The sequence below is a fragment of the Sphingomonas sp. genome, from assembly GCF_035944535.1.
Lineage (GTDB): Bacteria > Pseudomonadota > Alphaproteobacteria > Sphingomonadales > Sphingomonadaceae > Sphingomonas_B.
Genome location: NZ_DASZBC010000007.1, coordinates 144,150 through 162,362, shown reverse-complemented (window position 1 = coordinate 162,362; position 18,213 = coordinate 144,150). Strand labels below are relative to the sequence as shown.

Annotated in this window: 19 protein-coding genes; 17 read left to right on the top strand and 2 right to left on the bottom strand. The window is 66.8% G+C overall.

Annotated features, from left to right (window positions below; genetic code table 11):
* Positions 1-94 precede the first annotated feature (94 nt).
* A complete protein-coding gene (locus VGT77_RS07735; RefSeq protein ID WP_327461224.1) occupies positions 95-2,449 on the top strand; it encodes a hydrolase in 2,355 nt (784 codons plus the stop codon).
* On the opposite strand, the gene VGT77_RS07730 is transcribed toward VGT77_RS07735, so the two are convergent.
* Positions 2,437-3,390 (bottom strand): alpha/beta hydrolase, encoded by a 954-nt coding sequence (locus VGT77_RS07730; protein WP_327461222.1) that lies wholly within the window; start codon positions 3,388-3,390, stop codon positions 2,437-2,439. The genes VGT77_RS07735 and VGT77_RS07730 overlap by 13 nt on opposite strands.
* 109 nt (positions 3,391-3,499) lie before the next feature.
* Positions 3,500-4,333 (bottom strand): flagellin, encoded by an 834-nt coding sequence (locus VGT77_RS07725; protein ID WP_327461220.1) that lies wholly within the window; start codon positions 4,331-4,333, stop codon positions 3,500-3,502.
* Positions 4,334-4,559: 226 nt separating this feature from the next.
* Between VGT77_RS07725 and VGT77_RS07720 the strand changes: the two genes are divergently transcribed.
* The 16 genes from VGT77_RS07720 to VGT77_RS07645 all read left to right on the top strand — a co-directional run bounded on the left by VGT77_RS07720 (position 4,560) and on the right by VGT77_RS07645 (position 18,183).
* Positions 4,560-5,822, top strand: coding sequence for a sigma-54 dependent transcriptional regulator (locus VGT77_RS07720; RefSeq protein ID WP_327461218.1), 1,263 nt, complete (start codon positions 4,560-4,562; stop codon positions 5,820-5,822).
* Positions 5,819-6,172 (top strand): flagellar hook-basal body complex protein FliE, encoded by a 354-nt coding sequence (fliE, locus tag VGT77_RS07715; protein WP_327461216.1) that lies wholly within the window; start codon positions 5,819-5,821, stop codon positions 6,170-6,172. Before VGT77_RS07720 ends, fliE begins: the two co-directional genes overlap by 4 nt.
* Positions 6,173-6,177: 5 nt before the next feature.
* Entirely contained in the window at positions 6,178-7,842 is a 1,665-nt protein-coding gene (fliF, locus tag VGT77_RS07710) for a flagellar basal-body MS-ring/collar protein FliF (RefSeq protein WP_327461214.1), read from the top strand.
* On the top strand, positions 7,842-8,849 hold the full coding sequence (fliG, locus tag VGT77_RS07705) for a flagellar motor switch protein FliG (RefSeq protein WP_414713372.1): 1,008 nt from the start codon (positions 7,842-7,844) through the stop codon (positions 8,847-8,849). The genes fliF and fliG overlap by 1 nt, the downstream gene beginning before the upstream one ends.
* A complete protein-coding gene (locus VGT77_RS07700; RefSeq protein WP_327461210.1) occupies positions 8,842-9,555 on the top strand; it encodes a FliH/SctL family protein in 714 nt (237 codons plus the stop codon). The genes fliG and VGT77_RS07700 overlap by 8 nt, the downstream gene beginning before the upstream one ends.
* Before the next feature lie 81 nt (positions 9,556-9,636).
* Entirely contained in the window at positions 9,637-10,962 is a 1,326-nt protein-coding gene (locus VGT77_RS07695) for a FliI/YscN family ATPase (protein ID WP_327461208.1), read from the top strand.
* Positions 10,962-11,396: a hypothetical protein gene (locus tag VGT77_RS07690; protein WP_327461206.1), complete on the top strand. Its 435-nt coding sequence runs from the start codon at positions 10,962-10,964 to the stop codon at positions 11,394-11,396. The genes VGT77_RS07695 and VGT77_RS07690 overlap by 1 nt, the downstream gene beginning before the upstream one ends.
* Complete coding sequence (locus VGT77_RS07685; protein WP_327461204.1) at positions 11,396-12,847, top strand: flagellar hook-length control protein FliK; 1,452 nt, start codon at positions 11,396-11,398, stop codon at positions 12,845-12,847. Before VGT77_RS07690 ends, VGT77_RS07685 begins: the two co-directional genes overlap by 1 nt.
* 26 nt (positions 12,848-12,873) lie before the next feature.
* Positions 12,874-13,437 carry a flagellar basal body-associated FliL family protein gene (locus VGT77_RS07680; RefSeq protein ID WP_327461202.1) on the top strand — a complete coding sequence of 188 codons (564 nt, stop codon included), beginning with the start codon at positions 12,874-12,876 and terminating at the stop codon, positions 13,435-13,437.
* 6 nt (positions 13,438-13,443) lie between these two features.
* Positions 13,444-14,388, top strand: coding sequence for a flagellar motor switch protein FliM (locus tag VGT77_RS07675; protein ID WP_327461200.1), 945 nt, complete (start codon positions 13,444-13,446; stop codon positions 14,386-14,388).
* Positions 14,388-14,684 (top strand): flagellar motor switch protein FliN, encoded by a 297-nt coding sequence (fliN, locus tag VGT77_RS07670; protein WP_171129437.1) that lies wholly within the window; start codon positions 14,388-14,390, stop codon positions 14,682-14,684. The genes VGT77_RS07675 and fliN overlap by 1 nt, the downstream gene beginning before the upstream one ends.
* Positions 14,681-14,944: a flagellar biosynthetic protein FliO gene (locus VGT77_RS07665; protein WP_327461197.1), complete on the top strand. Its 264-nt coding sequence runs from the start codon at positions 14,681-14,683 to the stop codon at positions 14,942-14,944. Before fliN ends, VGT77_RS07665 begins: the two co-directional genes overlap by 4 nt.
* Positions 14,937-15,803 carry a flagellar type III secretion system pore protein FliP gene (gene fliP, locus VGT77_RS07660; protein WP_327461195.1) on the top strand — a complete coding sequence of 289 codons (867 nt, stop codon included), beginning with the start codon at positions 14,937-14,939 and terminating at the stop codon, positions 15,801-15,803. The genes VGT77_RS07665 and fliP overlap by 8 nt, the downstream gene beginning before the upstream one ends.
* A gap of 112 nt (positions 15,804-15,915) precedes the next feature.
* Positions 15,916-16,185: a flagellar biosynthesis protein FliQ gene (fliQ, locus tag VGT77_RS07655; protein ID WP_327461193.1), complete on the top strand. Its 270-nt coding sequence runs from the start codon at positions 15,916-15,918 to the stop codon at positions 16,183-16,185.
* 88 nt (positions 16,186-16,273) lie between these two features.
* A complete protein-coding gene (fliR, locus tag VGT77_RS07650; RefSeq protein WP_327461191.1) occupies positions 16,274-17,050 on the top strand; it encodes a flagellar biosynthetic protein FliR in 777 nt (258 codons plus the stop codon).
* Positions 17,050-18,183: a flagellar type III secretion system protein FlhB gene (locus VGT77_RS07645; RefSeq protein ID WP_327461189.1), complete on the top strand. Its 1,134-nt coding sequence runs from the start codon at positions 17,050-17,052 to the stop codon at positions 18,181-18,183. The genes fliR and VGT77_RS07645 overlap by 1 nt, the downstream gene beginning before the upstream one ends.
* Positions 18,184-18,213: the final 30 nt, after the last annotated feature.

Below are 18,213 nucleotides of genomic sequence, written 5' to 3'. Positions count from 1 at the left end.
CTGGACCCCGGCCTTCGCCGGGGAGCAGCACCCTTTGGTTAAAACCTTCTCAACCATCTTCGGCGAAACAGGCACGTCACAAAGGGGTGCCCCGATGAAGTTGAAGCTCCGCTCGTTCGAACTCGGCCGTGTGCTTGAGGAGGCGCCGGCCGGCACGCGCTGGCTGTCGCTCGACTGTTTCGACACTTTGGTCTGGCGCGACACGGCGACGCCAGCGGACGTGTTCGCCGATCTGGAGTTTGCCGGCGGTGCAATGGAGCCGCGCCGCCGCGCCGAAGGTGCCGCGCGCCACAATGCCAAGCTATTCCGCGACAGCTTCGAGGTGTCGATCGAAGAAATTCACGGCCGGCTTCGCCCCGGTGGCGACGTTGCTGCGTCGGTTGCAGCTGAGCTCTCGGCAGAGGCGCGTCACTGCTACGGCTTCGAGCCGGTGAAGACCCTGATCCGCAATGCCAAGGCGCGCGGGCTGCAGGTGATGATCGTGTCAGACACCTATCTGAACGAAGACCAGCTTCGCACCCTGATCGGCCAGGCAGCCGGTCCCGATATCGCCGACGCGATCGACCGCATCTTCCCGTCCAGCGCCTATGGCATGAACAAGGCTGACGGGCTGTTCGAGCCCGTGCTGGAGGCGCTCGGCCGCGCGCCGGCCGAGATCGTCCATGTCGGCGACAACTATGTCGCCGACCAGGTCGCGCCGTCGGAACTCGGCATCAACACCGTTCACCTGGTGCAGTTCGACGAACAGGCGAAGACGCGCCTGCGCCTCGAAGCTGCGGTCGGCGCCCTGATTCACCCGGATGCGCGCGTCACCAGCCCCACTTTCCAGCCGCACCGTCCGCTCCTCTCGCTGCGGAACGAAGACGACGCCGCTTTCGCGCTCGGCCACGACGTGCTCGGGCCGCTGCTCCGCTCCTTTTCAAGCTGGCTGCGCGACGAGCGGGAGGCGGTCGCTGCAGAGACTGGGCGGAAGACGCACCTCCTGTTCCTGCTACGCGACGGCTTCCTGCCTGCCGAGATTTTCGAGGCGATCCATGCCGAGCCGACGCAGCGCGTCGAGATCAGCCGCCAGACCGCCTCGCGTGCCAGCCTGATCGACGAGGACGCGATCCGCGCGCGTCTGCTCCACGACGGCAAGCGCAACACGGTCGAGGTGCTCGCGCGTCAGTTCCACTTCAAACAGGGCGAGCTGGCCCGGCTCGGCAAGCTGGACGTGTCGGCCAACGACCCGAAGTTCGTCGAGCAAGTGCTGAAACCGGATACGATCGGCACCATCGTCCACCGCTCGGCCCGCTTCGCCGACCGGCTGATCGCGCATCTGAAGCGCGCCGGCGTGGCTGAGGGAGACGCGGTGATCCTCGCCGATCTGGGCTATCACGGCTCGGTCCAGGACAAGGTATCCGCCCTTCTCGAACAGCGCATGAAGCTGAAGGTCGCGGGCCGCTATCTGCTGCTGCGCGAGGAGCAGCCGACCGGGCTCGACAAGAAGGGCCTGATCGATGCGCGCCATTACGATTTCCGCACCATCGACGCACTGTGCGACCCGATTGCCGTCGTCGAGCAGCTCTGCACCGTCGCCCAAGGTTCGGTCGTCGATTACAAATGGGACGGCTCGCCGGTCCGCCAGGCGGCCGGCATCAAGTCGAACCAGAGCGCCACACGCGACCGCGTCCAGGCGGGGGCGCTCGCCTTTGCACGGAGCTGTGCCGAGCTGAACCTGCCGGGGAGTTCGGACGCGTGGCGCCGCACGGCGGGCCAGACCCTTGCGCGCCTCCTCTTCATGCCGACAGCGGAAGAAGTCGATGTGCTGCGCTGCTTCGAACATGACGTGAATCTGGGCACCGAGGCGCTGATGCCCTTGGTCGATCCTGAAGCGGCGCATGCCGGCCTGAAGTCGCGCGGCCTGCCCTATCTGATGCACGCCCAGCGCATCTACATTCCCGGCGAAGTGCGCGAGCATGGCCTGTCCCTGAACCTATCGATGCTCGCCTGGCGCCGTTTCGCGCTCGAGATCACAACGGGCGACATGGCGGGCGCAGCGATTAAGGTGCCCGTTATCCTTGCCGATGCGCAGGGCCAGGCAGTGATCGAGGCCGATGCCCATCCCACCCATGACGGCTTCTATGCCATGGCCGTGCCTGTCGGTGCCGGCCGCTTCACTGCTGCCGTGCAATGGGGCAGCTCCTTCGAATGTGTGCAGGTCGACTCTGCGCGTTTCCACGTTGTCGAGAGCTTCGGGATAACGAACGACCAGGGCTCAGTCGCCGCGCAGCTCGTCCATGACGGGCTGGAGCGGATCGCGGGCGATCTTTACCGCTGCTCGAGTCCGGCCGCGCTCACCATGGCGCCGCCGCCGAACCTCAGCCGGCCGGTCGACCTGCTGCTCCACATCGTCTTCCGCCCGGTAGTCCGCCGCGGCGAAGCAGGCGAACTCGCTCAGGCGGCTTGATCGGCCGCGTCGATCGCGGCCAGCACGGTGTCGAGCTCGATCCAATGCACCATGTGGCCGACATCGTGCGCCACATGGAAGCTGCTGTGCGGGACGGCCGCATGGAGCCGCTCGCCATGGATGAAGGGCACCACCTTGTCGCCGTCGCCATGAACAATGGCGATCGGCAGCTTCAGCTCGCCATAGCGTTTGGACAGGCGGATCTGCGCCAGCTGGACCAGGCCGGCATCGCCTGACGTTGCCCTGATCTGCTTCGGCCGCAGTGCCAGCCCGCGCGGAAACTCCTCGTGAAACTTCGCCGGCACCGGATTGGGCGCGAACACCTGCTTCAGCACGCCCGGTCCTGCCGCGCGCACGACAAAGGGCGAGGTCGTGTTCGCCATGACCGCACCGATCATGGGCCAAGCCGGCATCGACATCAGCAAGGGACTCGGGTTCTTGAACGGGAAGTACGGCCCTGCGACCAGCACCAACCCGGCCACTTCGTCCGGGTGATCGAGCGCCCAAGCCAGCGCCGGCAGCGTGCCCCAGCTATGCCCCAGCACCAGCGGCTTCTCGATCCCCAGCTTGGCGATGGCGGCGCGAGCCAGTCCCATCTGCGCCTCGGGCGTCCAGCGTCCTCCGCGCGGCCGGTCGCTATAGCCATAGCCGGGCCGATCGAACGCGATGACCCGGAACCGCTCCGCAGCCCGGTCGATCAGGCCGCTGCCCAGGAAATCCTGCACCAGCGCGCCCATGCCGTGGAACATAACGAGCGGAGGGCCGTCGCCCCGCTCGACATAGTGGAGCTTGATCCCGTCAACCTCGATGAACTTGCCAGCCGGCGGATGCTCCGCTTCGGCATCGCGCGCCTTTTTGCGGTTGAATAGCGCGGCGGCGCCAAGCGCGGCCGCGACGAGGCCGAGCTTGGCGGCCGTGGGGATGCGGGTCTTTGTCGACATGGCGGCCCCAACGTCTCGTGCGAGGCGAGGTTGCGCGCAAGAGAAAACCCCCGGCGCACAGCGCCGGGGGTCTCCAGTTCTTGAAGCTTACGCTACTAACGCGATCTGCTTAGCGGAGCAGGCTCAGCACGTTCTGCTGGCTCTGGTTCGCCTGGGCGAGCATCGCGGTTGCCGCCTGCGTCAGGATCTGGGCCTTGGCGAGGTTGGTCGTCTCGGCCGAGAAGTCCGTGTCCTCGATGCGGCTGCGCGCGTCGGACAGGTTGTTGACGTTGTTGGTCAGGTTGTTGACCACCGACGAAAGCCGGCTCTGGCCCGCACCCAGCGAGGCGCGGGTGGTGTTAACGTTGTCGAGCATGGTGTCGACGTTGTCGAGCGCGGTGTTCGCGTTGGTCGCGCTCGACACCGAGGTGCCAGAGGCGAGGTCGCTCAGCGAAGTGAACGACAGGCTGACCGAGTCACCGTTGTTGGAGCCGACCTGGATCGAGATGGAACCGGCCTGCGCCGAATAGGTCGTGCCCGACGCCGACGAGTTGAAGATGCGGGTGCCGTTGAACTCGGTGGTCGCAAGGATGTTGGTGATCTGCGACTTGAGCTCGGTGACTTCCTCGTCGAGGTTCGTGCGGTCGGTGGACGAATAGGTGCCCGAAGCCGACTGCACCGCCAGCTCGCGGATACGCTGCAGCATGTTCGTGACTTCCGCGAGCGCGCCTTCCGCGGTCTGCGCCCAAGAAATGCCGTCGTTCGCGTTGCGGATCGCCTGGCCCATGCCGCGGATCGAGGCGGTCATGGTCGAAGCAATGGCGAGACCCGCCGCGTCGTCCTTGGCGCTGTTGATGCGCTTGCCGGTGGACAGGCGCTCCATCGCCGTCTGCAGCGACGCCTCAGCCATACGCGAACCATTCTGGGCGCGCAGGGCGGCGGAGTTGGTCGAGATAACAGTCATAACAATCTCCGTTTCAGTTCCGGCTGCCGCTCCTTTCCCCCGGTAAAGCCGGAACGAAGCCAGAGCCGCCACAGCAGTGAACGGCCGAGCGTTGCGGGACTTTAGGGGCATCGTTACGCTTTTTTTCACCGCCTCTCGCGCGCGTGGGCGGCATTAACTGTGTCGTTAACCGCCGCTTTACCCTGTTGGCCGATATCGAAGCTCAACAGGGAAACGGGGAACGCCGATGCAGTCGATCATCCACAGCGAAGCCGCGGGCCAGGCGCATGCGGTGCTGCTGTCTTGGCTGCGGGGTCTCGGTCAGGAAGTCCGCCCCTATCGCGGCGAACGGGTCCGGACCGGCGACATGTACATCGTCACCGAAGGCGAAGCGATGCCGGCCCCCCGCGCGACCCTGGTGCTGGGCGACACCGGCGTCCGCCGGCTGGAACGCGCCACCGATACGACTCCCGCCCGACTGAGTTACGGCCGCGAGGATTTGGTGTTTGGCCATGCCTTTGCCGCCGCCCTGTTGCGCGGCACCGCCCCGGCCGCCGCGGACCCCAATACCCTCGCTTTGTTCGCGCTGGCGGAGCGCGTGGCAGAAAGCGACATCACCGTGCTGGTGAACGGCCCCACGGGCACCGGCAAGGAAGTGCTCGCCCGCCACATTCACAATCATTCATCGCGCCGCGAAGGCCCGTTCGTCGCCGTCAACTGCGCGGCGCTGCCCGAGGCGATGCTCGAGGCTCTGCTGTTCGGTCACACCAAGGGCGCTTTCACCGGCGCCGGTGCCGCCGCCCAGGGCTTCTTCCGTGCGGCGCATGGCGGCACGCTCCTTCTCGACGAAATCGCCGAAATGCCGATCGGCCTCCAGGCCAAGCTCCTCCGCGTACTGCAGGAGCGAGAGGTGGTGCCGCTCGGCGCCACGACCCCGGAAGCGATCGACGTCCGCGTCATCGCTTGCGCCAACCGCGACCTTCCCGCCGAAGTGGAAGCGGGCCGCTTCCGTGCCGACCTTTACTACCGGCTGAGCGTCTTCCCGCTCGCCACCTTGCCGCTTTCGCAGCGCCGCCAGGACATTGCGTCGCTCGCCGCGACGATGATCCTGCGTCACGCCGGCAGCCGCTCCGTCATTCCCTGGCCGACCCAGGAAGCGCTGGACGCGCTGCAGGGTCATGACTGGCCCGGCAATGTCCGCGAGCTCGAGAATGTGATCCAGCGCGCACTGCTGCTCGCGCCTGGCGACCGCATCGAGGCCGCGCACATCATCTTCGACGCGACCGCTCGGCCCCTGCCGGTCGCCGCGCCGGTCGCGGAGCCGACGCTCGGCAACATTGTCCGCCTTCACGAAGTGCAAGCGATCCAGGATGCGCTCGCCGCCTGCGGCGGCAATCGCACCGAAACCGCGCGGCGGCTCGGCATTTCCGAGCGGACGCTGCGCTACCGCCTCGCCCGCATCCGCGAGGCCGGCGGCAATGTGGCCCCTAGCCGGAGTGCCTGGGCATGAGTATTTCAGCCGTTTCCAGCGCCGATCGCGTGATGGCTATCCGCGCCCAGATCCTCGAGCGCAACGCAGCGCTGCAGCGGGCCAACGAGATCGGCAACGCCAGCGCGCCTGCGACGAACGCGACACCCGGCAACAGCTTCGGCGCGACGCTTGAAGCCGCGCTCAAGAGCGTCAACGAAAGCCAAAGCGCCGCATCCAAGGCCAGCGAAGCCTATGAGCGCGGCGAGACAGTCGATGTCGCCCAGGTGATGCTGGCGCGGCAACAGGCCTCCATCGCTTTCGAAGCGACGCTGCAGGCTCGCAACAAACTCCTGTCCGCCTATAAGGACATTATGAGCATGCCGGTTTAACCTAGATGGCAACGAACGCTCTTACCCCCACGCAAGGCGAGGTTCTGCCCGCCGCTCCCGCCGCCGGCACGCCGGTGCCGCCGCTGACCGAACTCGGCCGCAATCCGATGGGCGCGATCCGCAGCCTCTGGTCGCAGCCGGCGGTCCGCAAGTCCGCGCCGATGATCGGTCTGATCGGGCTACTCGCGTCCGCCGCGCTCGCCTGGACCATGGTCGCGACGCCGCCGCAGAAGATGCTCTTCTCGGGGCTCAACGACGCCGACAAGGCGGCGGCCGTCGAAGCGCTCGCCCAGGCGAATATCGACAGCCATATCGACAATGGCACCGGCACGCTGACCGTCGCCGAGGACGATTACTACAAGGCGCGTATGACGCTTGCAGCGCAAAACCTGCCCAAGGCGACGCCGGGCGGCTATGCGATCTTGGACCAGCTGCCGATGGGCGTCAGCCGCGCCGTGGAAGGCGAACGGTTGCGCCAGGCACGCGAGACGGAACTTGCCCGTTCGATCCAGGAGATCGAGGGTGTTACCGAAGCGCGCGTCCATCTGGCCGTTCCCGAGAACACCGTCTTCGTCCGCGATCATGCGGCGCCCTCCGCTTCGGTAATCGTGCGCTTGGCCGCGGGCCGCTCGCTGCCTGAGGATCAGGTGCGTTCGATCATCAACCTCGTCGCTTCATCCGTGCCTGGCATGAAGCCGGATGCGGTGACGATCGTCGACGGCGCCGGCTCCTTGCTGACCAAGCCGGGCGGCGCCAGTGGCATCGGCGCCAGCGACGAGCGCATCGACTTCCAGCGCCGTGTCGAAGGCAAGTATCGCGAGCAGCTGATCCAGTTGCTGACCCCGCTGGTCGGCGCGGGCAACTTCAGCGCGGAAGTCTCCGCCGAAGTCGACCTGTCGGAGACCCAGGCGACGCGCGAAGCCTATGGCAAGGAAGGCGTGCTTCGCGCCGAGCAAGGCCAATGGACCGGCAATCAGCAGGGTCAGCCTGCCGCCGAGGGCATTCCCGGCACGCTCTCCAACACGCCGCCCGCCGCCGCCGAGATCAAGACAGGGGCGGAAGCGGCTCCCAAGGCAGCGGCTGCGCCCAAGGTCCCCGACAGCATGAAACAGTCGGACCAATTCTCCCGCGCCTTCGAGCTGGACAAGGAGATTTCGGTCACGCGGGCCGTGCCGGGCGGGCTGAAGCGTATCTCTGTCGCCGTCGTCCTCCGCGAACCTGAAGGCGCCAAGCCGCGCAGCCCGCAGGAGATCGCGCAGATCAGCGACCTGGTCCGCGCTGCCGTCGGCTTCGATGCCGCCCGCAACGATCAGGTGACCGTCATCTCCCGCAAGTTTGCGGGCGCCACCGAAGAGGAAGGCACGCCCTGGTACGAGGCGGGCTGGTTCCCGGTTTTGGCGCGCAACCTGACGGCGCTGATCATTGCACTGCTCGTGATCTTCGTCGGTCTGAAGCCGATGCTGAAGATGCTGTCGCGCAAGCGTGAGGCTGCAGATGCGGAGGGACAGCCGGCGATCGGCCGGCCGCCGGTCAGTATCGAGCATGTCGAAGGCGCGCAGGGCTATGAGGATCGTGTCAAGCTGGTCCGCGACTTCACCCGAGACAATCCGGCGCGCGCAGCGCTCGCGGTTCGCGACATGATCCGTTCCGACGGGAAAGCCGCCGCATGATGCAGGAACCTGCCCGGACCTTCACGGGCGTCGAGAAGGCCGCCGTGCTGATGATGCTGGTGGGCGAGGACGAGGCCGCCGCCATCCTCCAGAATTTGGAGCCCGAGGAAGTGCGGATGCTGGGCAAGGCGATGTTCGCCGTTGCCGATGTCGGCGAGCCGCAAGTGGCCGAAGTGCTCGACGAATTCGTCGGCAAGGCTAAGGACAAGAACACGATCGGCTTCGATCCTCGCCCGCAGATCGAAACCATGATGACCAAGGCGCTGGGCCCGGACAAGGCGGAGAACGTCCTCTCGCGCATTACGCCGCGCGAAGAGGCCTGCGCGATCGATCTGCTCGACTGGCTGGAAGCCTCGGAGATCGCGGCGCTGATCAAGGACGAGCATCCGCAGATCGCGGCCGTGCTGCTGGTCAATCTGGATCCGGCCGTCGCCGCCCAGGTGATCGAGCAGCTGCCGGACGCGATGCAGCCCGACGTGCTGCACCGAATCGCGACGCTTGGACCCATTTCGCCCGACGCGCTCGACATGCTGCGCGACGTGCTGAGCCGCGCTGCCGGTTCGGCCAAGACCCCGGCCGCGATGCCGCTCGGCGGCGCCAAGGAAGCGGCGGCGATCATGAACAATGCCCGCAAGGCCACTGAGCAGCGGGTGATGCCGAAGGTCGCCAAGATCAGCAAGGAAACCGCCAAGGCAATCGAGGAGGAGATGTTCGTCTTCGATCATCTGCTGGCGCTCGACGACAAGTCGATGGGCACGCTGCTGCGCGGCGTCGAGGCCGATGTACTGGTGCTGGCGCTGAAGGGCGTGGACGAGGCCGCCCGCGGACGCTTCCTCGGCTGCATGTCCAGCCGCGCCGCCGACGGCATTCGCGACGAAATGGAAGCGCGCGGCCCGGTCAAGCTGTCCGAAGTGCTGGAAGCGCAGAAGACGATTCTCGGCATTGCCCGCCAGCTCGCCAAGGACGGCACCATTCGCCTCGGCGGCGGAGACGACGATTATGTCTAGGTTCGCAGGAGCTTCGGAAGCGCGTGCGGTGGACTTTGGCGCGCTGGGCGCGGCGATGTCCGGCCTGCGCGGCGGCTTCTCGGAAGGCGGGCCTGTGCACTTTTCGCCTGCGCCAGAGCCCAAGCATTTCCGGCCCGCCAACCCGGGCGTGAACCCGACTGCGGGCTGGGGCCCGTTCGACCCGCTGGGCGAGAGTGCAGCCTCAGCCTCTCCCGAGACTCCGGACCCGATTGCCGCTGCCCGCTCCGAAGGCTTTGCGGCCGGCATGGCCGCTGCCGAGCGGATGGCCGCCGAGCGCGGCGAGGCGGACGCTCAGGCGCTCGCGGAGATTGCCGGCCTGCTCCAGATGATGAGCGGCTTCGACCGCGATGCCCTCGCCAGCCGGCTGCGCGAGACCGTGATGTTCCTGGTGACCCGCCTGGTTGGCGAAGTTGGCGTCTCAGCCGATCTGCTGAACCAGCGCATCGAAGCGGCCGCCGCCCTGATCGCCGACAGCGCCGAACTCGCTCAGCTGCGCCTCAACCCCGCCGACCTGGCGCTGGTCGACGGCCATCAGCCGGACCGCGTCACGCTCGTCGGCGACGAGAGCATCGGCCGCGGCGGCTTCCGCATCGAGACCCGCTCCGGGGCGATCGAGGACGGTCCGGCCAATTGGCTGAAACAACTCGCTGCCGCGCTCGACCGCGCCGCTTTGCCGGGTGACTAGCTCCACCTTCCCGTTCGCGTCGAGCGCAGTCGAGAAGCGTATCTCGACTTCGCTCGATACGAACGGATGCAAAGGCGTTTGATGCTGAAGACCTTCGCTCAGGACTATCTCTCCGCCCTCCAGCTCGATTTCGCGCCGCAGCCGGAAGTGATCGGGCGCCTATCGTCGTTCGACGGACTGTTGATGGAGGCGGTCGGCCTGTCGCTGCCGGTCGGGACCGTGTGTCGCATCGGCTCCGGCAAGGGCGAGGTCGAAGCCGAAGTGATCGGCTTCCGTTCCGGCAAGACGATCATGATGAACCTGGGTGGCCCGGCGCCGCTGCTGCCCGATGCGCCGGTGCGGCCGATCGGTCAGCCCGGCGAAGCGCAGGTCGGCTCGGCCCTGCTCGGCCGTGTCGTCGACGGTGCCGGCAATCCGATCGATGGCCTCGGCCCGATCCGCGGCGCCAAGTCGTGGCCGCTCGCCGGCAAGCTGCAGAACCCGCTCGATCGCGCGCGCGTGACGGAGCCGCTGGATGTCGGCGTGCGCGCGATCAACGGACTCCTGACCATCGGCCAGGGCCAGCGCGTCGGCATTATGGCAGGCTCCGGCGTCGGCAAGTCGGTGCTGCTGGGCATGATCGTTCGCCAGGTGAAAGCGGACGTGGTGGTCGTCGGCCTGATCGGAGAGCGCAGCCGCGAAGTCACAGACTTCCTCGAAACCAAGGTCGTGGGCGAAGCCCGCAAGCGCGCAGTCATCGTTGCCGTGCCCGCCAACCATTCGCCCGTGCTCCGCATCCGCGGCGCGATGCGCGCCACCGCGATCGCCGAGGCGTTCCGCGCCGAAGGCAAGCGCGTGCTGCTGATCATGGATTCGCTGACCCGCGTCGCCCATGCCGGCCGCGAGATCGGCCTGGCATTGGGCGAACCCGCCTCCGCCCGCGGCTACCCGCCGTCCGCCATCGCCATGCTGCCCAATCTGATCGAGCGCGCCGGCAAGGACGCCAAGGGCGGCGGCTCGATCACGGCGATCTACACCGTGCTTGCCGATGGCGACGATGGCTCCGATCCGGTCGTCGACTCCGCCCGCTCCATCCTCGACGGCCATATCGTGCTGTCGCGCAGCCTTGCCGAGCGCGCCGTCTATCCGGCGATCGATCTCGGCCCCTCGGTCAGCCGCGTGATGACCGACATCGCCGCGCCCGAACATGTCGGCGCGGCCCGCATTCTCCGCCGCCACCTCGCCACCTATGAGGAGAACCGGGACCTGATCCTGATGGGCGCGTATCGCGGCGGCGCCGACCCGCAGATCGACCAGGCGCTCGCCTACCATCCCGCCATCCTCGATTATATCCGTCAGGACGCCGACAGCGCGGTGGGCATCGAAGAGGCGGTCACCGAGCTGGTCGGCATCTTCGGCGACGGCTGATGGCGCGCGACGCGAAGAAGCTCGGGCGGATGCTGCGCGTCCGTTCGCTGCAGCTCGACTTGGCACGCGCCGAGCAGGCAGCCGCCGCTGAGCGCGCGTCCAGCGCCGCGGCGCTCGCCGCCCGCATCGAGTCGTTGCGTCAGGACGTTGCCCCGCGCCAGGGCAGCGAACAGGGCCTGAGCCTCTTCGCCGCCGCCCATTATCGCGACCGGCTCGCCCGCAGCCAGGCGGAGGCGCAGCGCCGGGTCACCGCCGCGCACCAGCTGCTCGACCAGGCGCGAGACGCCGCCAACGCCGCCAAGCGCGACCATGGCGCGGTCGAGAAACTGATCGATCGCGAGCTGGAGGCCCGGGCGGCCGCCGCCCGCAAGGCGCTGGAAGACGCCCCTCACCCTACACGAGCGCTGGCACGGACCTTGCTGAAAAGCGGCTGATGCCGAACACACTTGCCACTGTCGCTGCCACGCCGGCTCTCCCGGCTACGCTCCTCGCCATCGCTCCGGCCGCTATCGTGCCCGGCGCCGGGGGCGAAGCCGCGAACTTTGCAGCGATAATCGGCGGAATAGCCGGCAATCCAATGATGCTCGACGCGGCGCCTCCCGCGGCGCCGACGCCACCGCCAGCGCCGGACAGCGGCACGTCTTTGCCGCTCCCCCGGCCAACCATTGCCGACCTGCCGGAACCCTTGCCACCGGTCGACGTGGAAGGCGTGATGGTTGGCTGCGGCTGGCAGCCCGAGCTGCGGCTGGGCAAGCTGGCCAACCCGACTCCGCAACTGCCGATCGCTGATGCACCGGAGAGGGATGGTCCCGATGCCATCCAGGCGCCGGAACCCGGCCTCAAGCGCTGGACCCTTCACACCAGTTCCGTTCTCGCCCTCAGCCGCACGCCTGTGCGGACCGCAATCTCCGACTACGAAATGCCCGCTCCGATCGACGCGGAGCCTTCTGCTGCTGAGAGCAAGACAGGCGAGCTGCCGGAGATTGCGGTCGTTCTCGTCGCACCCGCCGCCGTTCCTGAGCCCGTGCCGCCTGCACCGATCACTGTCGCGCCTGTCCCGGTCGCAGCCGAGCCGACCGACGCCACTGAAGTCCCCGCCGAGGCAGCGGCAGCTTCGCCAACGTGTACGACGGTCGTGCTTGCCCGCCCCACGCGCTCGCCGCACCCGATTATCCGCTATAGCCAGGCACCCGCACCGGATCCTGAGCAGGAAGCGCCGGACCAGCCAAGCCGCACCCTTCCCGAATTGCCGGCTGCGGCCGCCCCTCGTGCGTCAGCTGCAGTGGCGGCAGCACCCGCTCGTCCCGAGATTTCCATCCCGCCGGAGCTCGCCCGTCAGGTGGCACAGCTGATCCGTCCTTCGGTCGCTGAAGCCTCGCCGCCAACCAGCCAGGTTACTGCCCCAGTCGACCAGTCCGCGCCGACGCCGCACGCGGCAGCAGCTGCGCCGGCTCCTGCCGCACCGGCCAGCATTCCCGCGCCCTCCTCGCCGGTGGACCTTGGCCGGTCCGAATGGATGCAGGCGATGATCGACCGTATCGGCGACATCGTTCAGGCGGACGGCCGGCGCGAGGCGCAGATCAAATTGCTGCCGAGCGCACTTGGCGCCGTCGAAGTGATAATCGTCCAGCGCGACGAGCAGATGCACGTGACGCTGACCAGCGAGAACGCCCAGGCGCGGCAGCTGCTGAGCGACGCGGCGCCGCGCCTCCAGGAACTCGCCGAGGCCCGCGGCCTCCGCTTCGCCCAGGCGGACATCGGCGGCGGCCAGCCGCAGGACCGCCGCACGCCGTCCGAACAGCATAATCAGACCCCGCTGCGCCCCCGCTCCGCCGCGCCGGAGCAGGGCGCTCAAGATCAACCCAATGGCGACCTGATCGCCTGACCTAAGCTCCAAAAAGGCTCGACATCATGGCCACTGCCGCACTCCCGACCGACGCGCCCGCTCCCAAGAAAAAGGGCAAGAAGCTCATCCTCATCATCGCCCTGCTGGTGCTGATCGGCGCCGGCGTGGGGGCGGGCCTGTTCTTCACCGGCATGATCGGCGCGAAGGAAGAGGTCGAGCAGAAGGACATGCCGAAGCTCCTTCCCAAGGGCTCCAAGCCCAAGGCGGAAGGCAAGGAAGAGGGCGGCTCCAAGGAAGGCGACGCGCCCAAATATGAGTCGAGCTATTTCCAGCTGGAGAAGGAGTTCACCTCCAACCTCAAGGAGAGCTCGCACCTGATCCAGATCGGTCTCGCCGTCTCCACCCACTATGACGAAAAGGTCACCGAAGCGCTGAAGGCGCATGAGCTCGCGATCCGCTCCGCCGTGCTGATGGCGATCAACGACACCGACGAGGAAGCGATCTTCACTTCCGAGGGGAAGAAGGATCTGCAGCAGCGGCTGGTGAAGGCGATCAACGCCGTTCTGAAAGAAAAGGAAGGCTTTGGCGGCGTCAGTAACGTCTACTTTACCAATTTCATTGTTCAGTGAACGGAGATGGTTAAGGCCGCTTCACCAGCACCCGTTCAGGGCGCCGCCTCCGGGCGAGCGACGGCGCATCATGCGCCGGTGCTGGGAAGCGCGTCGGCCAATCCACTTGGCGACCTGCAGGCGCTGACCCAGGTCAACCAGCACGTCGCCCGCGCGCTCCGCACCTTGTTCGAGCCGATGCTCCGCCAGCCGGTCAAGGTTGCGGCCGAGCCGATCACGGTGCAGCGCTTCGACGAATATCTGACCGCGAACTGCAACGCGCTCGCCAGCGCGACGCTGATCGGCATGGCGCCGCTCTCAGGCCAGGCATTGCTGGTGATCGACGGCGGCTTCACCTTCCGGCTCGTCGATCTCTACTTCGGCGGCCCGGGCCTCGCGCCCAATCCGCTGCCACCCGAATTCACGCCGACCGCGGAAGCGATGATCGGCCGTCTCGCCAGAGGTGTCACCGAACGGCTCGCTTCCGGCTGGGCCGAACTGGCCGAGATCGAGTTTCAGGTCGGCCGTACCGAAACCAACCCGCACATGCTGTCGCACATCGATGGCGAGGACTGGGTGGTGCGCACGCGCTTCCTGCTGACGATCGGCGAAGGCCGGCCGGTGCCGATAGACCTCCTCTATCCCGCTGCCTCGCTGAAACCGATCGCCGGAATATTGTCATCGAAGGTGCAGGCTCGCCGCCATGCGGAAGACCCGAGCTGGACCAACAATCTGATGCGCGCGGCGATGAACGTGAAGCTGCCGGTGCGCTCCGTGCTCGCCGAGCCCACCATCCCGCTCGCACAGCTGATGAGTCTCAAGCTGGGCGACATCATTCCGATCAGCTTCGGCCCTGAAATCCCGCTGCTGGTCTCCGGCAACCGCTTCGCGCGTGGCGCGGTCGGCGCGTTCAACGGCCGCGCCGCCATTCGCGTGCACCGCATCGAACCCCTTGAGGACGAGAGTAACTGATGAGCGACATGAGCCACACCGGCCTGCCCAAAGACGTCGGCATCGCCGCCAATTTCCGGCTGCTGCAGGACGTCGATGTCCGCCTTTCGGTGGAAGTCGGCGGCACCAACCTCAAGCTGCGCGAGCTGCTGGCGCTGGGCGAATCAAGCGTTATCGAGCTCGACCGCTATGCCAATGAGCTGCTCGACGTGCTGGTCAACGGGACGCTCATCGGCCGCGGCGAAGTCGTGACCGTGGGCGACCGCTTCGGCATCCGCATCACCGAACTCGCCGACCAGGCGCCGCCCGCGCTGTGATCGGCACCTATCTTCTCAAGCTGGCGCTGCTGCTGCCGCTCGTCTGCGGCCTGCTGATCGCTTGCCTCTGGGCCTGGCGGAAGCTGGAGCAGAAGCTGCCAGGCAATCAGGGCACCCGCATGATCGCGGTCAAGGAAAGCATGATGGTGTCGCCGGGCCTGCGCCTCGCCGTGATCGAGTTCGAGGGCCGCAAACTGCTCGTATCCGTCGGCCGGGGCGGCGTGAACCTGGTCGACAAGATCGAGGCGCCGCATGTCTAGCTTCGTTCTGCGTTCCCCGGCGAAGGCCGGGGTCCAGAGTGCGCGCCAGCTGGGCCCCGGCCTTCGCCGGGGAACGCTTGGTTTCTGGCTCGTCGGCTTCGTCCTGGGCATACTCTTCTTCTGCGAGCCCACGTTTGCGCAAGCAGCACCTGTCGTGGCCCCACCCGCGCAGCCCGGTGCACCGGAGGCGCTCGACCGCGCACTTGGGCAGCTGGGCGGCGGCTCCGCGCCTTTGTCATTGAGCCTGCAGGTGCTGATCATCATGTCGCTGCTGACGGTGCTGCCGTCGCTGCTGCTGATGATGACCAGCTTCACCCGCATCATCATCGTGCTGTCGATCCTCCGCCAGGCCCTCGGCCTGCAGCAGACGCCGCCCAATCAGGTGCTGATCGGCCTGTCGCTGTTCCTCACCCTGTTCGTCATGTCGCCGGTGCTCAACCGCGTGAATGCCGAGGCGATCCGGCCCTATGCGGCCAACCAGATCCAGGCGACGCAGATGATCGAGCGCACCGGCAATGTGCTGCACGGCTTCATGATGAAGCAGACGCGCGTGAAGGACGTGCAGATGTTTGCCAGCATCGCCAAGCAGGGTCCGTTCGCGAGCCCCAATGACGTGCCCTTCTCGATCGCCCTGCCGGCTTTCGTCACCTCGGAGCTAAAGACGGCCTTTCAGATCGGCTTCCTGATCTTCCTGCCGTTCCTCGTTATCGATCTTGTCGTCGCGAGCGTGCTGATGGCGCTCGGCATGATGATGCTGTCGCCGACAATAATTTCCCTGCCTTTCAAGCTGCTCCTCTTCGTCCTGGTCGACGGCTGGGCGCTGACGATGGGCTCGCTCGCCAACAGTTTCGTGAGTTGAAACACATGACGGAAAAACTCCCGTTCGCTTCGAGCGCAGTCGAGAAGCGGCTGGTTGCAGCTTGTGGTTTCTCGACTTCGCTCGAAACGAACGGACGCGGGGGAAACCACTGATGGACGCATCCTATTTCATTGGCGTCGGCCGCGAGGCGCTCTGGGTGCTGGCGTTGGTCACTCTACCTGTGCTGCTGCCGGCGCTGATCGCGGGCCTGGTGCTCGGCATGGTCCAAGCCGCCACATCGATCAACGAAGCGACGCTGACCTTCGTGCCCAAGGTTGCCGTGGTCGGCATTTCGCTCGTCGTGTTCGGCAGCATGATGCTGGGCCTCTTGAGCGATTTCACCCTTTCGATCTTTGAACGCATTCCGGACTTAGTGAAGTGACACCTCTTCCCTGTGCTCCGGCGAAGGCCGGAGCTCTGCGCGAGATGGCACAAGGCTCCGGCCTTCGCCGGAGCACTCGGTAGCCGCCATGCTCGGCTTCGGCCTTCCTGCCGTCGAAGTGTCGCTGTTCGGCCTGATCTTCGTGATGGTGCGGATCGGGGCGGCCTTCGTGGCGGCGCCGGTGTTCGGCGCCGTCACCATTCCGCTGCAGGTGCGCATCGTGCTGGCAGGCGCGATCGGCATTCTGGTCGTCAACAACGCGCCGGTCGCCTCGCCCAATGCTCTGCTTTCGCTCGAGACCTTCCTCCAGGTCGCGCAGGAAGCCTTGGTCGGCCTCGCGCTCGGCTTCATCCTCCAGATCGCCTTTGCCGGGCCCTTGGTCGCCAGCGAAGCGCTCGGCAACACCATGGGCATCGGCTTTGCGACCACCATCGATCCGCAGCGCGGCGCAACGACGCCCGCGCTTGGCCAGTTCCTGTCGATTGTCATGACCCTGTTGTTCCTGGCGCTCGACGGGCATCTGCTGCTCGTCGATCTTGTCGTGCGAAGTTATCAGGTGCTGCCGCCGGGCGAGGCCTGGCTGACCGCTTCCAAGCTGCAGGCCATCGCGCTGTTCGGCGGCTATGCCTTCGCCGCGGGGCTGCTGCTGGCGCTGCCGGTCGGCTTTATCATCCTGTGCCTGAACCTGATCGTCGGCATGCTGTCGCGTTCGGCGCCGGCGCTGAACCTGTTCGCCGTCGGCCTTCCCGCCAGTCTCGCCACCGGCCTGGTCGCGCTCGCCATTGCTTTCCCCGCCATGGGTGATGCCATGGCCGGTATCATCCGCGAGGCGCTGGAAGCCACCGCCAATCTGGTGCTCGGCTGATGGCGGAGGAATTCGGCGAAAAGACAGAAGCACCGACACCGAAGCGCAAGCAGAAGGCGGCGGAAGAAGGCCAGGTCCTGCGCAGCCGTGAGCTGGCGACGGCCGCCGTAGTGCTGGCCGGCGTGCTCTGGCTCGCGCTGTCGGGACCGGCGCTGCTGGCGGCTCTCAAGACGGTGATGCGCGAAAGCCTCCAGTTCGGCCGCGCCGATGTCGAGGACTTTCAGCCGCTGCGCCCGATCCTGAGCGTGGGCCTGACGCTGGCGCCTTCGCTCGCTTTCCTGTTCGCGGTGACGATCGGCATCGCGGTCGCCAGCCAGGCCGGCCTCGGCGGCTTCAACGTGCAGCCAAAGCTGTTCGGATGGAAGAATTCGCGCATCAACCCGGGCGCGGGGCTCAAGCGCATCTTCGGCATGCACGGCTGGATCGAGCTCGGCAAAGGGCTGATGAAGGTCGTGCTGCTGGGCTCGATCGGCGCCTGGATGCTTTGGTCGATGAAGGGCGACGCACTTGGCCTCGTCGCCGGAGACGTCGAATCGAGCGTCGCAGCGCTCGGCTGGAAGCTGGTGGTGCTGCTGCTCGTCATGTCCGGCGGGCTGCTGCTGATCGCCGGCTTCGACGTGCCGATCCAGCTGATCCGCCTGCTCAACAAGCTGAAGATGAGCAAGCAGGAGATCAAGGACGAGCATAAACAGGCCGAGGGTTCGCCGGAGACGAAAGGCGCGCAGCGTGCCCGCATGCGCGAAATCTTCAAGGGCAGCGCGCGCAAGGCCGTCGAAGGCGCGCATGTCGTGCTCACCAACCCGACCCACTTCGCAGTCGCGCTTCGTTATGAGCGCGGCAAGGACGAAGTGCCGGTGGTCGTCGCCAAGGGGCGCGGCGACAAGGCGCTCGCCATCCGCGAACTGGCGCGCGAGATGGACAAGCCGGTGCTCGAATATCCGGCCCTCGCCCGCGCCGTTTATTACACCAGCCGCGAGGGGCAGCAGGTGCGCGACGACCTTTATGTGGCGATCGCAACCGTGCTCGCCTTTGTGTTCGGCGTGAACCTGCGCGCGGGCGGCGGCCAGCCGAACGTGATCGTGCCCGACACTGCCCTATTTGACGAAAACGGCGTTCGCGTCGCGCGAACCTAAAGCTTTGGCGCCGATGGCCGATTAGGCTGT

What these genes read in the sequence shown, in the direction of transcription:
- VGT77_RS07735 (WP_327461224.1), top strand. Translation starts at nt 95, where the DNA reads ATGAAGTTGAAGCTCCGCTCGTTCGAACTCGGCCGTGTGCTTGAGGAG.
- VGT77_RS07730 (WP_327461222.1), bottom strand. Translation starts at nt 3,390, where the DNA reads ATGTCGACAAAGACCCGCATCCCCACGGCCGCCAAGCTCGGCCTCGTC.
- VGT77_RS07725 (WP_327461220.1), bottom strand. Translation starts at nt 4,333, where the DNA reads ATGACTGTTATCTCGACCAACTCCGCCGCCCTGCGCGCCCAGAATGGT.
- VGT77_RS07720 (WP_327461218.1), top strand. Translation starts at nt 4,560, where the DNA reads ATGCAGTCGATCATCCACAGCGAAGCCGCGGGCCAGGCGCATGCGGTG.
- fliE (WP_327461216.1), top strand. Translation starts at nt 5,819, where the DNA reads ATGAGTATTTCAGCCGTTTCCAGCGCCGATCGCGTGATGGCTATCCGC.
- fliF (WP_327461214.1), top strand. Translation starts at nt 6,178, where the DNA reads ATGGCAACGAACGCTCTTACCCCCACGCAAGGCGAGGTTCTGCCCGCC.
- fliG (WP_414713372.1), top strand. Translation starts at nt 7,842, where the DNA reads ATGCAGGAACCTGCCCGGACCTTCACGGGCGTCGAGAAGGCCGCCGTG.
- VGT77_RS07700 (WP_327461210.1), top strand. Translation starts at nt 8,842, where the DNA reads ATGTCTAGGTTCGCAGGAGCTTCGGAAGCGCGTGCGGTGGACTTTGGC.
- VGT77_RS07695 (WP_327461208.1), top strand. Translation starts at nt 9,637, where the DNA reads ATGCTGAAGACCTTCGCTCAGGACTATCTCTCCGCCCTCCAGCTCGAT.
- VGT77_RS07690 (WP_327461206.1), top strand. Translation starts at nt 10,962, where the DNA reads ATGGCGCGCGACGCGAAGAAGCTCGGGCGGATGCTGCGCGTCCGTTCG.
- VGT77_RS07685 (WP_327461204.1), top strand. Translation starts at nt 11,396, where the DNA reads ATGCCGAACACACTTGCCACTGTCGCTGCCACGCCGGCTCTCCCGGCT.
- VGT77_RS07680 (WP_327461202.1), top strand. Translation starts at nt 12,874, where the DNA reads ATGGCCACTGCCGCACTCCCGACCGACGCGCCCGCTCCCAAGAAAAAG.
- VGT77_RS07675 (WP_327461200.1), top strand. Translation starts at nt 13,444, where the DNA reads ATGGTTAAGGCCGCTTCACCAGCACCCGTTCAGGGCGCCGCCTCCGGG.
- fliN (WP_171129437.1), top strand. Translation starts at nt 14,388, where the DNA reads ATGAGCGACATGAGCCACACCGGCCTGCCCAAAGACGTCGGCATCGCC.
- fliP (WP_327461195.1), top strand. Translation starts at nt 14,937, where the DNA reads ATGTCTAGCTTCGTTCTGCGTTCCCCGGCGAAGGCCGGGGTCCAGAGT.
- fliQ (WP_327461193.1), top strand. Translation starts at nt 15,916, where the DNA reads ATGGACGCATCCTATTTCATTGGCGTCGGCCGCGAGGCGCTCTGGGTG.
- fliR (WP_327461191.1), top strand. Translation starts at nt 16,274, where the DNA reads ATGCTCGGCTTCGGCCTTCCTGCCGTCGAAGTGTCGCTGTTCGGCCTG.
- VGT77_RS07645 (WP_327461189.1), top strand. Translation starts at nt 17,050, where the DNA reads ATGGCGGAGGAATTCGGCGAAAAGACAGAAGCACCGACACCGAAGCGC.